This window comes from Blastococcus sp. SYSU DS0619 (genome assembly GCF_054051035.1).
Genome location: NZ_JBJHAM010000004.1, coordinates 16,059 through 29,798, shown reverse-complemented (window position 1 = coordinate 29,798; position 13,740 = coordinate 16,059). Strand labels below are relative to the sequence as shown.

The following is a 13,740-nucleotide window of genomic DNA, read 5'->3' as shown; positions in this document are numbered from 1 at the left end:
GCCGCCCGGGATCAGCCGAGGGCCCAGCCGGTGAGGACCGGGCGGCCGTGCTCGTGGCCGAGGACGCCGTAGCGCCCGGCGGGGAGCGCGAACAGCGCACCGGCCTCGGGGGCCAGCCCCAGCCACCGCGCGGTGAGCACCCGCAGCACGTGCCCGTGCGCGATCAGGGCGACGTCGCCGTCGGCGAGCCGGGCGCGGGCGCGGTCGAGCACCCGGTCCACCCGCCGCCCGACGTCGTCCAGCGTCTCCCCGGGCACCGCCGCGGTGGCCGTGCCGTCCCGCCAGATAGACCACTCCCGGCCCAGCTCCTCGCTGATCTCGGCCGTGGTGCGTCCCTCGTAGCCGCCGTAGTCGAGCTCCACCAGGTCCGGGTCGACGGCGGTGGCCGTCAGCCCGGCGAGGTCGGCCGTGCGCCGCGCCCGCAGCAGGGGGCTGACCCGGACGTCGGCGAACGGCCGCCCGCCGAGGACCGCACTCAGCGCGCGGGCCTGCTCCTCGCCCTCGGCCAGCAGCGGGAGGTCGGTGGTCCCCGTGTGCTGGCCGGTCCGGCTCCACTCCGTCTGCCCGTGCCGCAGCACGATGATCTCGCCCACCCGGCCACCCATGATCTCGCCCATGGGCCCATCGAACACGGTGTCGGGAACAGCGGCGCGCCGCGGCGTGCTGGCGGAGACATGACCACCGCGCAGAGCACCGACACCTTCTCCATCGGCGGCGACCTGCCCGTCCACCGGCTCGGCTACGGCGCCATGCAGATCACCGGACCCGGGGTCTGGGGCGAGCCGGCCGACCGTCCCGGCGCCCTCGCCGTCGTGCGGGCGGCGATCGAGCAGGGCGTCGACTTCATCGACACCGCCGACTCCTACGGCCCGCAGGTCAGCGAGCAGATCATCGCCGAGGCCGCCTTCCCGTACCCCGACGGCCTGGTGATCGCCACCAAGGCGGGGCTGACCCGTACCGGCCCGGGCGTGTGGCCGCCGTGCGGCCGGCCCGAGTACCTCACCCAGCAGGTCGAGCTGTCGCTGCGGAACCTGAAGGTCGAGCGCATCGACCTCATCCAGCTGCACCGCATCGACCCGCAGGTGCCGCTGGCCGACCAGCTCGGCGCCTTCAAGGAGCTGCAGGACCAGGGCAAGGTGCGGCACATCGGTGTCTCCGAGGTGTCGGTCGAGGAGCTGAAGGCCGCCCGCGAGATCGTCGACGTGGTCAGCGTGCAGAACCTCTACAACCTGACCAACCGGCAGAGCCAGGACGTGCTCGACTACGCCGCGGCCGAGGGCATCGCGTTCATCCCGTGGTTCCCGATCGCCACCGGTGACCTCGCCGCGCCGGACAGCCCGGTCGCCGACATCGCCCGCGAGCTGGACGCCACGCCGTCGCAGGTGGCCCTGGCCTGGCTGTTGCAGAAGTCGCCGGTCATCCTGCCGATCCCGGGCACCAAGTCCGTCGAGCACCTCACCGAGAACCTCGGCGCCGCGGGGCTGACGCTCTCCGACGAGGACATGACCCGCCTCGACGCGCTGGCCTGACCCCGCCTCGCAAGGCATAGGAGGCTTTACCTACGTCCAGCAGCTCCGGGACGTAGGTAGAGCCTCCTATGCCGGTCGGCGGGGAGGTCTGGACCCCGGCGCGACACTTCGCTGAGGCAGGCGTCACCATGGCCCCGTGGACGCCGAGGACTTCCGCCAGGTCAAGAACGCCGTTCGTCAGCTGATCCGTGAATCGGTCGTGCCCCGCGAGGAGCAGATCGAGGACGAGGACCGCATCCCCGACGACCTGCGCGCGCAGGCCGCCGAGATGGGCCTGTTCGGCTACGCGCTGCCCGAGGAGCACGGCGGCCTGGGCGTCACCATGAGCGAGGACGTCGAGCTGGCGTTCGAGTTCGGCTACACGACGCCGGCGTTCCGCTCGCTGTTCGGCACCAACAACGGCATCTCCGGGCAGGTGATCGCCCGGTTCGGCAGCGACGAGCAGAAGAATAAGTACCTGCCCGGCCTGTCCGCCGGTGAACTGATCGGCTCCTTCGCCCTCACCGAGGCCGAGGCCGGCTCCGATCCGGCCGGGCTGCGCACCAGCGCCCGCCGCGACGGCGACGACTGGGTCATCAACGGCAGCAAGCGCTACATCACCAACGCACCGATCGCCGACCTGTTCGTCGTGTTCGCCCGGACCGACCCGGCGCAGAAGGGCGGCCGCGGCATCTCCAGCTTCGTCGTCGAGACGACGACGCCGGGGGTCACCGTCGGCCCGAAGGACAAGAAGATGGGCCAGGCCGGTGCCTGGACCAGCGAGGTGTACTTCGACGACGTGCGGGTGCCCGCCGACGCGCTCATCGGCGAGGAGGGCCGCGGCTACGCCAAGGCCCTGACCGTCCTGTCCCGCGGCCGCCTGCACATCGCCGCGCTCTGCGTCGGCATGGCCCAGCGCGTGCTCGACGAGTCGGTCGCCTACGCCGCCACCGCCCAGCAGGGTGGGGCGCCGATCGGACGCTTCCAGCTGGTGCAGGCGATGCTCGCCGACATGCACGCCGAGCTGCTCGCCGGCCGCAGCATGGTGCGTGACGTCGCCGCCGGCTACGACTCCGGCGAGGACACCTCCGTCGGCCCGTCGTCGGCCAAGCTGTTCTGCACCGAGATGGTCGGCCGCGCCGTCGACAAGGCGGTGCAGGTGCACGGCGGCATGGGCTACCTGCGGACGACGCCGGTCGAGCGCTTCTACCGCGATGCCCGCCTCTTCCGCCTGTACGAGGGCACCAGCGAGGTGCAGCGGGTCATCGTCGGCGGCGCGCTGCTGCGCGAGGCCGGCATGGCGCGTGGCTGAGCGGCCGGAGCTCACCACCGCGGAGCGCGACGTCCGGCGCGAGGCCGTCGGTGACCTCGGGTCGGCGCTGCGCGAGCTCGTCGACGCCGCGGTGCGCACCGAGGTGTCGATGACCGAGCTGGCCGACGTCGCGTTGGCGGCCCGGGAACTGGCCGGGCGGCTGCGGGCCGACGGACGCGGCCTGCACGACATCGCCTCCGTGGACGACCCGGCGACGGGCGAGCGCTGGTACAGCCCGGTCTACGGGCCGGGCAACCCGGTCGCCCCGCCGATGGAGGCGTCCAGCACCCCGGACGGGCGGGCGACCGGCCGGGTCACCCTCGGCAAGTCCCACGAGGGGCCACCCGGGCTGGTGCACGGGGGAGTGGTGGCCACGATGCTCGACCACGTCCTGGCCCGCGCGATCCGGGCGGCCGGCCGCGGCGGGCTGACCGCCACGCTGACGGTCACCTACCGACGCCCGGTCCGGCTGGGCGTGCCGCTGGTGGTGACGGCGGAGTTGGGTGCCACCGAGGGCCGACGGACCACCGCGACCGCGCGGCTGGTCGCCGCCGACGACCCGGCGACGACGCTGGCCGAGGCGGAGGGGCTGTTCGTGGCGCTGCGTCCGGACCGGGCCGCCGACGTCTTCGCCCCCACCGGGCGCGACGTCGGCGCCTGGACCAGCCGGGCCTGAAACCGGTTCGGGAACCACCCGGTACCCGCCAGCGTGCGGGGCTCCGCCCGAACCAGGAGGTCCCGTGCGCACGCACGTCACGTACGGCGGCTCGTACCGGCCGCGCACCGCGCCATCCGTCCGGCCGGTCCGCTGACGAACTGCGCCCGGAGCTGGCCGACGTGGGCCGGCTGGCCCGCCGCGGCATGCGGGCACTGGTCGGCGCCGCGCGGGCGGGCGAGCGGCCGCAGCTGTCCCGCGTCCTCGCCGGCCACCTGGGCGAGGACGCCGACGGGCTCGACATGGTGGAGGAGACCTGGCCCGGGTACGAGCACGTCAACGTGCAGGCGGGGCTCGACGCCTGGCTGGGGGCGCCCGGGCGGGTGCACGAGCTGGTCGGGGTGGCCGGCTTCCAGCACACCGTGTTCGGGCTGGCGACCTCTTGGGCGCCGAGGGGGAGGTCCACCACCACGGCCCGCGCCCGGGCAACCCGGCCAGTCAACCTGGCCAGCGGCCCCGACGGCGAGGTCCGTGCCTGCCAGCGGTGCGCGGTGTACCTGGTCACCGAGCCCGACGGGAACCGGACCGCGGTGCTCCTGCGGGGTGCGGCTGGACGACGTGATCGCCCGGTCCGAGGGGGTGACCGCGTCGAACCTCTGCGGAGCCGCTGCGGCGGTCGGCGCTGCCGGCGGCGTCCCGCACCCCGGACGGCGACCGGCTCGCGGTGTCGGCGGACGACCTGGGCGCGGCGCTCGACGAGCTGCTGGACACCCGCAACGCGATGACCCGGACGCTGCTGGGCAACGCGCCGGGCTGATCGGTCAGTTCGCCCGCGGACCCGGTGCGTTGGCCGGGTCGCCGCCCGGGTCGAGCGCGGGCCCGCCAGCCGGGCGGAGCAGTGCGCCGGGCGCCCCGACCCCGTCGCCGAGGGCGGCGACGAACTGGCGCAGCACGTCGTCCCCGGTGTGGAACGGCCCCCAGTCCAGCAGCTTGCGCGCCCGTGCGGTGTTCAGCGCCGGGACCTGGGTGCCGATGTCCAGCCAGCCCGGCTCGGTGGGCACCAGGTGCGCGTGGAAGGCGGCGGACAGCCCGGCGCGCAGCACGGCCGCCGGGGTGGGCACCCGCACGCTGCCGAGGGCCCCGGCCAGGGCGGCGGCGTCCATCAGGGGTTCGGCGGCGAGGTTGAACGGTCCGGGCGCCCGGCGGTCGAGCATCCGCTCGATGGCGTCGGCGACGTCGTCGGCGTGCACGAAGGCGATCGCCAGCGCGGGTAGCGGCAGCGGCAGCAGCCGGGCGACCGCGCCGGGCAGCATGCGCGCGGCGCCGAACAGCAGCGGCCCCAGGAAGTAGCGGCCGATCTCGCTGCCGGCCTCCGGCTGCAGCACCAGGGTGGGGCGGACGACGGTGAGCACCGTGTCCCGGTGGCGGCCGAACACCTCGCGCACCACCCGCTCGGATGCGGACTTGTCCCGGCTGTACTGCGCGGTCGGGATGCCGGTGGTCGGCCAGTCCTCGGTGACCCGCTGCCCGCGCGCGCCGCCGGCGTAGGCGCCGATGGAGCTCATGTGCACGAACTGGTCGACCCCGGCCGCGGCGGCCGCGCGGGCCACCCGCCGGGTGCCCTCGACGTTCACCTGGCGCAGCCGGTCGGGCTGGCGCCCCGGCTGCAGCGCCCAGGCCAGGTGGACGACGGCGTCGACGCCGTCCAGGAACTCGGCGAGCTCGGCCTCGGAGGCAGCCTCGCCGAGGTCGGCGAGGTGCCACCGGACACCGTCGTACGGCGCGATCGCCGGTGGCCGCCGCCGGGCCAGCCCGCGCACCTCGGCCAGCCCGGCCTCGGGGCGGGTGAGCCGGCGCAGGAGCGCGGTGCCGACGTTGCCGCTGGCACCGGTGACGGCGACGGTGCGGCCGGCGAGGTGACCGGGGGAGAGGTTGGCCATGCCCTGCCGCTACCCGACCGTCCCCGCGCCAACCGGGGAGGGTGGGGGGCTACCGGCGCGACGCCGCCGACGTCGCCCGGTCCTGGTCCGCCTCGAGGGAACGGCCGCTGAGCTCGGGCAGCCCCCAGGAGGCGAGCGCGGCCAGCAGGAAGAAGGCGGCGAAGGTGCCGAAGACCAGGCCGGTGCCGCCCGCGGCGATCAGCGGGGGCACGCACAGCGGCGCGGCGATCGAGGCCAGCCGGCCGAAGCCGGCGGCGGCACCGGCGCCGGTCGCCCGCAGCGCGGTCGGGTAGACCTCCGGCGTGATCGCGTAGAGGGCACCCCACGCGCCCAGGTTGAAGAACGACAGGACCATGCCGGTGACCAGCAGCGCCGTGTCGCCGTCGGCGGTGGCGAACAGGCCGGCCCCGACGGCCGAGCCGGTCAGGAACGCAGCCAGCGTGGGGCGCCGGCCCCACTTCTCGATGAGGAAGGCAGCCACCGCGTAACCGGGGAGCTGGGCGAGGGTGATGTAGAGGGTGTACTCGAACGACCTGACCAGCGAGAACCCCTCGTTGAACAGCAGCGTCGGCAGCCAGATGAAGGCGCCGTAGTACGAGAAGTTGATGCTGAACCAGACGACCCACAGCGCCGCCGTGCGGGTCCGCGCCCCGGCCGCCCACAGGGCACCGGGCCCGGGTGGGGCGCTCGGCGGCTCGGCCGCGGGGGACGCGACCGGCGCGACCCCGGCGGCCCGCTCGAAGCGGCGCACCGCGGCCTCGGCCTCCTCGGTGCGGCCCTTGAGCTCCAGGAAGCGCACCGACTCCGGCAGCCCCCGGCGGACGACGACGGCGTAGAGCGCGGGCAGGGCGCCGATGGCCAGGGCCCACCGCCAGCCGTCGTCGCCGCGGGGGACGACGAAGTAGCCGATCAGGGCGGCCAGCGTCCAGCCGACCGCCCAGAACGCCTCGAGCAGCACGACCACCCGGCCGCGCACCCGCGCCGGGGCGAACTCGCTGACCAGGGTGGAGGCGACCGGCAGCTCGGCGCCCAGGCCCAGGCCGATGAGGAACCGGAAGACCAGCAGCGCCCCGACCGACCAGGACAGTGCGGCCGCCCCCGTGGCCACCCCGAAAACCAGCAGGGTCAGCGCGAACACCTGGCGCCGGCCGAAGCGGTCGGCCAGCAGTCCGCCGAGCGTGGCGCCGATGGCCATGCCGACGAAGCCGATGGAGCCGATCCAGGACGCCTGGGTGTCCGAGAGGTCCCACTGGGCGATCAGCGCCGTCATCACGAACGAGATGAGGCCGACGTCCATCGCGTCGAGGGCCCAGCCCATGCCGGAGCCGACGACCAGCCGCCCGTGCTGGTTGGTGAAGGGCAGCCGGTCGAGGCGCTGGGTGCGAGTCAGCGGGGACGTCGGCTCCGTCATGGCGTGCAGTCTGGCAATGCCCGGGGTCAGCCGCGGACGTGGGCCGTGATCAGCTCGGCGGTGCGCTCGGCGGCGAGCTCGGGGATCCAGTGCGTCACGTCGTCGAGGACCTCCAGCCGGTAGGGCGCGTCGACGAAGCGGGCGGTGTCCTCCGTGGCCGCGCGGCCGAGGAAGGCGTCCCCGGTGCTCCAGACGTGCAGCGTGGGTACGCGCACCTTCCCGACCGGGTCGCGTCCGCTCCACGGCAGGGCGCGGTACCAGTTGATCGCCGCGGTCAGCGCACCCGGCTCGCGCATCCGCCGGACGTAGCGGTCGACGGCGTCCTCGGGGAGCCCGCCGTGCGCGAGCATCCGGCGCAGCGCCGCGCCGTCGCCGGCGAGCAGCAGCTGCTCGGGCACGACGGGCACCTGGAACAGCCCCACGTAGTAGGAGCGCAGCCCCTGGTCACTGGTCACCACGGCGCGGGCCATCGCGCCCGGGTGCGGCACGGAGAGCGCGGTCAGGGTGCGCACGCGGTCGGGGTACCAGGCGCCCAGGGCCCAGCCGACGATGCCGCCCCAGTCGTGGCCCACCACGTGCGCGGACTCCAGCCCGGCGGCGTCGAGCAGGGCCAGGACGTCGTCCGCCGTCTCGCGCAGCCGGTAGTGCGACCGCCCGCGCGGCCGCGCCATGGGCGAGTACCCGCGCTGGTCGGGGGCCAGGGTGCGCAGGCCGTGCTGGTGCAGCGCGGGCGCCACCCGGTCCCAGGCGGTCGAGTCCTGCGGGAAGCCGTGCAGCAGGACGACGGGCTCCCCGTCGCCCGGTCCGGCGTCCCGCACGTCGAAGGTCAGGCCGTTCCGGCGGAAGCTGTCCATCCGACGGCTCTTCCCCGCCCGGTCTCCGCGCACACAGGGAGGCGGTGCATGCGTCGATCGGGGACCATGGTGCCGTGACTGCGCCTCCTGTCGAGCTCATCGTGCTGGTCGACGACGACGGGCGGGAGATCGGCACCCTTCCCAAGCCGCAGGTGCACCACGGCGAGACGCCGCTGCACCGCGCCTTCTCCGCCTACCTGTTCGACGACGGGGGCCGGCTGCTGGTCACCCGCCGGGCCGAGGACAAGGCGACGTTCCCCGGGATGTGGACCAACACGGTGTGCGGGCACCCGGGCCCGGGGGAGGACGACGGCGCGGCGATCGCGCGGCGGGCCGGCTTCGAGCTCGGCCTGCAGGTGACCGACGTGCGCCCGGCGCTGCCCGGCTACCGGTACCGGGCGGAGTTCCGCGGTGTCGTGGAGAACGAGGTCTGCCCGGTCTACGTCGGCCGGTTCGCCGGTGAGCCGGCGCCGGAGCCCAGCGAGGTGGGGGAGTGGGAGCTGCTCGACTGGGCCGCGTTCCGCCGTCGCCAGGAGACCGAGGGCGACGCCTGGTCGCCGTGGTGCCGGGAGCAGGCCCGGCTGATCGAGCAGGCCGGGCTGCACCGCGTCTGACCGTCCCCGGCGGCGCCTCGCGGTCGGTCCGCCCGACCTGCGGCCCCGACGATCTTCGGCGAGGCTGTCGGGACGGACACGCACGCACGACGGAGGGCTGCATGGAGACGTCGCTGAAGGGCCGGATCGCACTGGTGACCGGAGGGGCGAGCGGCCTCGGGCGGGCGACCGCCCTGGCGCTGGCCGAGTCCGGTGCGCACGTGGTGATCGCCGACATCGACGCCGCGGGGAGCGAGGAGACCCTCTCCCGGGTCAGCGCCGCGGGCGGCTCGGGCGAGGTGCTCGGCCTGGACGTCACGCAGGACGAGAGCCGGCGGGCCGTCGTCGCGGACCTGTTCGACCGGCACGGCGACGCCTTCGACGTCCTGGTGAACGTGGCGGGCATCGACCGCCCGGGCTACATCACCGACATCGACCTCGCCGACTACCAGCGGGTGCAGGCGGTCAACTGCGAGGGCCCGATCTTCCTCACCAGCGAGTTCATGAAGCGGGTGCAGCACCTGCCCGAGGGGCGCACCGCCGACGTGGTGCACGTCGTCTCGCTCTCGGCCATCACCTCCGGCAGCGGGGCGATCGCCTACAACGGCTCCAAGGCCGGGTTCCTCAACGCGACCAAGTGCATCCAGCGGGAGCTGCGCGAGAAGGCGATCACGCTCCCCGACGGCAGCGAACGGCCGTTCCCCTGCCGCGTGCAGAGCGTCATCCCCGCCGCCATGGACACCCCGATGATGGAGCAGTGGGGGATCCCGGGGCACCTGATGATGCCGCCGTCGGCGGTCGCCGAGGCGATCCGCACCCTGCTGCTGCTGCACCCGGCCGCGTTCATCCCGGAGATGCAGATCGTGCCCCGGCTCGAACCCAACTTCCCCCGCTGACCGACATGAGGAACAGCCGCGTGAACGCCCCGGACGACCCCACCCCGGACACCGCGATGGCCTCGGGTTCCGACGCCGGCGAGCCCGGCGGCCACCTCGGCCCGGGGGACCTGGCTCCGGACGAGGAGCGGCTGCTCGCCGCGCTCGAGCGCGACGGGCGGGCGGCCGGACCGGGGTCGCCGGAGGAGACGGCCGCCTTCGTGCGGGCGGCCGAGGACGAGGCGCCGCTCCCGGCCGAGGGTGGGGCCCCCGACGACGGGCTGACGCCCCGGTTCACCGCACCCGGGACCGACTGACCGGGCGTCCGGGGCCAGCTCTCCGGGGCACGCGAGCGGGTCAGCTGTCCCGGGGGCGCAGGCGGACGGCGACCAGCGCGACGTCGTCCTCCGCCCCCTCGGGGAGCAGGCGGTCGATCAGCCGGTCGCTCATCGTGGCGACCGGCAGGTGGCACAGCTCGGCCAGCGCCTGGCCCAGCAGCTCGATGCCGTCGTCGAAGACCTGGTCCCGGCGCTCGACCAGGCCGTCGGTGTAGAGGAGCAGGGTCGAGCCGGGCTGGATGACCGCCGTCTGCTCGCTGCGCGTCCGGGTGGGGTCCACGCCGAGCAGGAGGCCGGCGCGCTCGGGCACGAGCAGCTGCTGGGCGCAGTTCGGCGCGACGACCAGCGGGGGCAGGTGCCCGGCGTTGGCCCAGCGCAGCACGACGCCCGTCGACTGGTCACCCGGCGGGTCGAGCCGGCCGACGAGCACGGTGGCCATGGCGCCGAGGTCGAGGCCCTCGATGGCGGCATCCAGCCGGGACAGCACCTCGGCGGGGCCGGAGGAGTCGTCGTAGGCGATGCCGCGCAGCAGGCCACGCAGCTGCGACATGGTGGCCGCGGCCTCCGTGTCGTGCCCCACCACGTCGCCGATGACGAGCACGGTGGAGCCGTCCGGCTGCTGGAACACGTCGTACCAGTCGCCGCCGACCTGGGCCTCGCGTCCCGCGGGCACGTACCGCACCGCGACGTCGAGGTGGGCCGGCTCGGGCGGGTCGGACAGCAGGCTGCGCTGCAGCGTCTCGGCGGCCCGGACCAGGCTGCGCGAGCGCGCGTACAGGGCCTCCAGGAGGTGCGTGCGCAGCTCCGCGGCCTCACCGAGCTCCGGCGTCGTCCAGGGCTCCGACCGGCCGCGCACGGTCTCCCGCCACCGCTCGAAGGACTTGCGCGGGCTGAGCCGGACCTCGTCGCCCTCGCGCTCGGCGATCGCCTTGTTGTTCGGGTCGCCGCCCCAGTCGACGTGCCGCACCGCCTCGCCGCGGAACCACAGGACGTACTGCCCCTCCGGCAGCGGGAGCACCAGCGCACCGGTGGCCTGCTCCGTCGCCCCGGTGTCGCCCGGCTCGGCCGCCAGCGCGTCGGTGGCGACGACGTCCAGCCCCCGGCCGGCGGCCCAGTCGGCGATGCGGTCGGCCGTGCCCGGGGGGAGCTCCGCACCGGCGGTGCCCCGGTTGCCCTGCAGGTTCACCGCCACGCCGTCGGCATCGAGCAGGTCGAGCAGGTTCGGGGACCCCAGCACCGTGTCGGTGAGCGGTCGGTCCTCGTCCATGGCCGCGCCGGTCAGCCAGGCCAGCGTCGACCGTGCGCGCAGCGCCCGGTCGAACTCGTCCTCCTGCGCGCGGTCGATCAGCCGCACCGACAGCGTCGAGCCCAGGAACTCCGCCGCGGCCCGCGTGGCGTACGGCGGGGCGTGCGGCCCGCTGTAGTGGTGGCAGGCGATGAGCCCCCACAGCTTGTCCCCGCGCAGCAGCGAGATGGACATCGATGCCCGGACGCCCATGTTGTGCAGGTACTCGACGTGGATCGGCGAGACGCTGCGCAGGGCGGAGTAGGTGAGGTCCGGGGGCCGGCCGCTGACCGGGTGGTCCACCGGCTGCAGCGGGACCGGCGCGTAGTCCACGTCGGAGATGAGCCGGATCCAGTTCTTCTCATACAGCGCCCGCGCCTGGGCGGGGATGTCCGAGGCCGGGTAGTGCAGCCCGAGGAACGAGTTCAGGCCCGCGGCCTTCGCCTCCGCCACGACCTCACCGTTGTAGTCGGCGTCGTAGCGGTAGACCATCACCCGGTCGAAGCCGGTGAGGGTGCGCACCGCCCGGGCGGTGATGTCGTAGAGCTCCTGGAGGCTGGCGGCCCGGTCCAGCGCTGCGATCGTGCCGCGCACCGCCTGGTAGGTGTTCGGGAACGAGAACGGCCGGGGGCCGAACGCGGGCTCCAGCTCCACGACCAGGTTGGTGAGCGCCGGCTCGGTGCCCCGATCCGCGACCGGCTCGCCGTGCGCCGGGGTCCCGGGGCGGATCAACGCCCGGTGCAGCAGGGCGTCGACCGGTACGGGCGCGCCGTCGACGGTCAGCGCGATCTCGACCGGGTTCCGCTCCCGCAGGTCGCCGAAGGCGCTCGCCGAGCGGATCACCGCATCGGCCGCCGGAACGCCCAGGACGTCCGACAGGGGGCGGCCCAGGGCCTGCTCCCACGGCACGCCGGTGATCTCGGCGAGGTTGGCCGACACCTGCTGGACCAGCCAGTCGGGGTCGCTGACCGCGATGAGCACGCCGCTCGGCTGGATGCTGCCCGGGATGTGGATGGGCTCGCGCTCGCAGTTGGAGAGGTCGACCGGAGCCCCCGGTGCCAGGAACTCGATGCCGCGGTCGACGTCGGTCACGCGGGAACCCCCTGGATGCGTCCGGCGGGGCGGCACCACGCGGCGAGCGCCCGGAACGTCTCCTGGGCGGCGGAGAGGATGCGCTCGACGTCGCCGCCGGCCGCCACGTGGTCGCGGGTGACCCGCCGGTAGGCCGCCCACATGGCGCCGGTCTCCGGGCCGTACGGCGAGAACGCGCGGATGCGCACGCCGGCCAGGCCGGGCATCCCCGCCAGGTGCCGGTCGATGAACGTCCCGCCGAGGGTGGACCCCTCCAGGACGTACAGCCGGCCCAGCGCCTCGTCGGTGCCGGCGACGGCGGGCAGCGCGGGCGCCGCGGCCGGCACGGGGGCGTCCAGCGCGGCGAGGTCCGCGGCGAACAGCCCGGACCGGCGACGGCGGGCCCAGTCGACGGTCAGCGCGTCGGCCGGACGGCGGGCCGCCCACTCGTCCAGCCCGGCCTCGGCCGCCGTCCAGAAGCCGTGCATCAGCCCGAGGACCAGGGCGAGCCGGTCCCGGCCGAGCTCCGGGTCCATCAGGTCGAGGGTGTCCTCGAGGTGCTGGTGCTCCTCGGCGGTCCCGGTGCGCAGCACGCGCAGCACGTCGTCGTCCCCGCTGCGGTGGTGGTCCTGGTGCGCAGCCGTATCTCCCGCAGCCATCCGCACGAGCGTAGGTGACCGGCAGGAATCAGGGGCGGTGAGCCCAGGATCCGCCGGCCAGCCGCGCCGCACGCAGCCCGGCGTGCAGGAGCAGGCGGGCGTCGCCGTCGGCGAGGTCCAGGCCGGTCAGCGCGGCGATCCGACCCAGCCGGTAGTACAGCGTCTGCCGGTGGATGCGCATCGCCGCGGCCGTGCGGACGGCGCTGCCGGCGCAGTCGAGGAAGGCTTCCGCCGTCGCGCTCAGCACCGGGTCGGCCAGGAGCGGGCGGATCGCCGGGTCCGGCCCCGGCAGCGCGGCGGCCAGCCGCCACCCACCGAGCTCGCCCCAGTGGGCGACGGGGGAGAACCGTTCGACCACCGCGGCCACCCGGGCCGCGGCGAGGGCCTCGGACCACTGGTCGGCCAGCGCCCCGGTGCCGCGGCGGACCGACGACACCCCGGCGGTGCTGCCCGCCGGCAGCGCGGCCAGCGACGCCGCGGTGAGCGCGCCGGCCGGGCGGAGGTCGGTCGCCGTCGGCAGCGGCACGAGGACGGCGGCCCCGTCGTCGACGATCCCGGCCACCGCGCCGGCCGACGGCAGCCGCCACCCCGGGGGGAGCGCGCCGCCCGCCGGGCAGACGGCGACCAGCACCTGCGCGCCGTCGTCGGCCAGCCGCTCGCCCAACCGGCGCGCCGCCTGGGCCCGCGCGCCGGGCCGGCCGGTCAGGGCGTCGGCGAGCGCCCCGCCCAGGTCGTCGGCCGGGCGGCCGGCGAGCAGCCCGCCCGCGACCGCGGCCAGTTCCAGTGCCCGGCGCAGGGCCGGGTCGCCGTCGTCGTGGGGGTCGATCCGGCCGTCGTCGAGCAGCCACAGGTAGCCCCGGGTGCGGTCGCCGGAGCGCACCGGGATCACCAGCCGGGTGAGGATGCCGGCGGCCGGGTCGGCGGGTGTCCGCAGCGGCCTGGTAGCCGAGGCGATGCCGAAGTCCTCGAACCAGCGGCGGGTCTCCGGCGCGGATCCCCGGGTCAGGATCGAGCGGGTCCGGACGGCGTCCATCGGATCGGCGCCGCTGTCGTCGTGGGCGCAGAAGGCCAGCAGGGTGAACCCGGCGTCCTCGAGCGTCGCCGGCGCCGCGAGCACGCGGGAGACCTGGTCGACCAGTTCCTGCAGGTCGTCGCGCACCGCCGTCCCCTCGCCTCCCGCTGCTCCGCGGAAACCCAGGCCGGCGTTTCCGCGGACGCTCGTTCATACAGGTGTATGAG

13 protein-coding genes are annotated in these 13,740 nt (G+C 75.3%); 6 read left to right on the top strand and 7 right to left on the bottom strand.

Features of this window, described 5'->3' with window-relative positions:
• Positions 1-11: 11 nt before the first annotated feature.
• Complete coding sequence (locus ACI79T_RS07025; RefSeq protein WP_456609334.1) at positions 12-617, bottom strand: histidine phosphatase family protein; 606 nt, start codon at positions 615-617, stop codon at positions 12-14.
• Between the two features lie 57 nt (positions 618-674).
• Between ACI79T_RS07025 and ACI79T_RS07020 the strand changes: the two genes are divergently transcribed.
• The 3 genes from ACI79T_RS07020 (at position 675) to ACI79T_RS07010 (ending at position 3,496) form a co-directional block, all read left to right on the top strand.
• On the top strand, positions 675-1,529 hold the full coding sequence (locus tag ACI79T_RS07020; protein ID WP_456609333.1) for an aldo/keto reductase: 855 nt from the start codon (positions 675-677) through the stop codon (positions 1,527-1,529).
• Positions 1,530-1,665: 136 nt separating this feature from the next.
• On the top strand, positions 1,666-2,820 hold the full coding sequence (locus ACI79T_RS07015; protein ID WP_456609332.1) for an acyl-CoA dehydrogenase family protein: 1,155 nt from the start codon (positions 1,666-1,668) through the stop codon (positions 2,818-2,820).
• Positions 2,813-3,496 (top strand): PaaI family thioesterase, encoded by a 684-nt coding sequence (locus ACI79T_RS07010; protein WP_456609331.1) that lies wholly within the window; start codon positions 2,813-2,815, stop codon positions 3,494-3,496. Before ACI79T_RS07015 ends, ACI79T_RS07010 begins: the two co-directional genes overlap by 8 nt.
• 800 nt (positions 3,497-4,296) lie before the next feature.
• On the opposite strand, the gene ACI79T_RS07005 is transcribed toward ACI79T_RS07010, so the two are convergent.
• From ACI79T_RS07005 to ACI79T_RS06995, 3 genes are read right to left on the bottom strand one after another with little or no spacing between them, the layout of a single operon-like run.
• A complete protein-coding gene (locus tag ACI79T_RS07005; RefSeq protein ID WP_456609330.1) occupies positions 4,297-5,415 on the bottom strand; it encodes an NAD-dependent epimerase/dehydratase family protein in 1,119 nt (372 codons plus the stop codon).
• 49 nt (positions 5,416-5,464) lie between these two features.
• Positions 5,465-6,826 carry an MFS transporter gene (locus tag ACI79T_RS07000; protein WP_456609329.1) on the bottom strand — a complete coding sequence of 454 codons (1,362 nt, stop codon included), beginning with the start codon at positions 6,824-6,826 and terminating at the stop codon, positions 5,465-5,467.
• A 26-nt stretch (positions 6,827-6,852) separates the two neighbouring features.
• Positions 6,853-7,680, bottom strand: coding sequence for an alpha/beta fold hydrolase (locus ACI79T_RS06995; protein ID WP_456609328.1), 828 nt, complete (start codon positions 7,678-7,680; stop codon positions 6,853-6,855).
• Between the two features lie 74 nt (positions 7,681-7,754).
• Here ACI79T_RS06995 and idi point away from each other — a divergent pair, with 74 nt between their 5' ends.
• The 3 genes from idi to ACI79T_RS06980 all read left to right on the top strand — a co-directional run bounded on the left by idi (position 7,755) and on the right by ACI79T_RS06980 (position 9,465).
• Positions 7,755-8,294, top strand: coding sequence for an isopentenyl-diphosphate Delta-isomerase (gene idi, locus ACI79T_RS06990; RefSeq protein ID WP_456609327.1), 540 nt, complete (start codon positions 7,755-7,757; stop codon positions 8,292-8,294).
• Positions 8,295-8,395: 101 nt separating this feature from the next.
• A complete protein-coding gene (locus ACI79T_RS06985) occupies positions 8,396-9,169 on the top strand; it encodes an SDR family NAD(P)-dependent oxidoreductase (protein ID WP_456609326.1) in 774 nt (257 codons plus the stop codon).
• A 20-nt stretch (positions 9,170-9,189) separates the two neighbouring features.
• Positions 9,190-9,465, top strand: a complete 276-nt coding sequence (locus ACI79T_RS06980; RefSeq protein WP_456609325.1) for a hypothetical protein — start codon at positions 9,190-9,192, stop codon at positions 9,463-9,465.
• A gap of 40 nt (positions 9,466-9,505) precedes the next feature.
• On the opposite strand, the gene ACI79T_RS06975 is transcribed toward ACI79T_RS06980, so the two are convergent.
• Genes ACI79T_RS06975 through ACI79T_RS06965 form a run of 3 tightly spaced genes read right to left on the bottom strand, consistent with a single transcriptional unit; the run spans position 9,506 to position 13,660 of the window.
• A complete protein-coding gene (locus tag ACI79T_RS06975) occupies positions 9,506-11,863 on the bottom strand; it encodes a SpoIIE family protein phosphatase (protein ID WP_456609324.1) in 2,358 nt (785 codons plus the stop codon).
• Positions 11,860-12,501 (bottom strand): biliverdin-producing heme oxygenase, encoded by a 642-nt coding sequence (locus ACI79T_RS06970; RefSeq protein WP_456609323.1) that lies wholly within the window; start codon positions 12,499-12,501, stop codon positions 11,860-11,862. The genes ACI79T_RS06975 and ACI79T_RS06970 overlap by 4 nt, the downstream gene beginning before the upstream one ends.
• Before the next feature lie 28 nt (positions 12,502-12,529).
• Positions 12,530-13,660, bottom strand: a complete 1,131-nt coding sequence (locus ACI79T_RS06965; protein ID WP_456609322.1) for a PucR family transcriptional regulator — start codon at positions 13,658-13,660, stop codon at positions 12,530-12,532.
• Positions 13,661-13,740: the final 80 nt, after the last annotated feature.

What these genes read in the sequence shown, in the direction of transcription:
- ACI79T_RS07025 (WP_456609334.1), bottom strand. Translation starts at nt 617, where the DNA reads ATGGGCGAGATCATGGGTGGCCGGGTGGGCGAGATCATCGTGCTGCGG.
- ACI79T_RS07020 (WP_456609333.1), top strand. Translation starts at nt 675, where the DNA reads ATGACCACCGCGCAGAGCACCGACACCTTCTCCATCGGCGGCGACCTG.
- ACI79T_RS07005 (WP_456609330.1), bottom strand. Translation starts at nt 5,415, where the DNA reads ATGGCCAACCTCTCCCCCGGTCACCTCGCCGGCCGCACCGTCGCCGTC.
- ACI79T_RS07000 (WP_456609329.1), bottom strand. Translation starts at nt 6,826, where the DNA reads ATGACGGAGCCGACGTCCCCGCTGACTCGCACCCAGCGCCTCGACCGG.
- ACI79T_RS06995 (WP_456609328.1), bottom strand. Translation starts at nt 7,680, where the DNA reads ATGGACAGCTTCCGCCGGAACGGCCTGACCTTCGACGTGCGGGACGCC.
- ACI79T_RS06985 (WP_456609326.1), top strand. Translation starts at nt 8,396, where the DNA reads ATGGAGACGTCGCTGAAGGGCCGGATCGCACTGGTGACCGGAGGGGCG.
- ACI79T_RS06970 (WP_456609323.1), bottom strand. Translation starts at nt 12,501, where the DNA reads ATGGCTGCGGGAGATACGGCTGCGCACCAGGACCACCACCGCAGCGGG.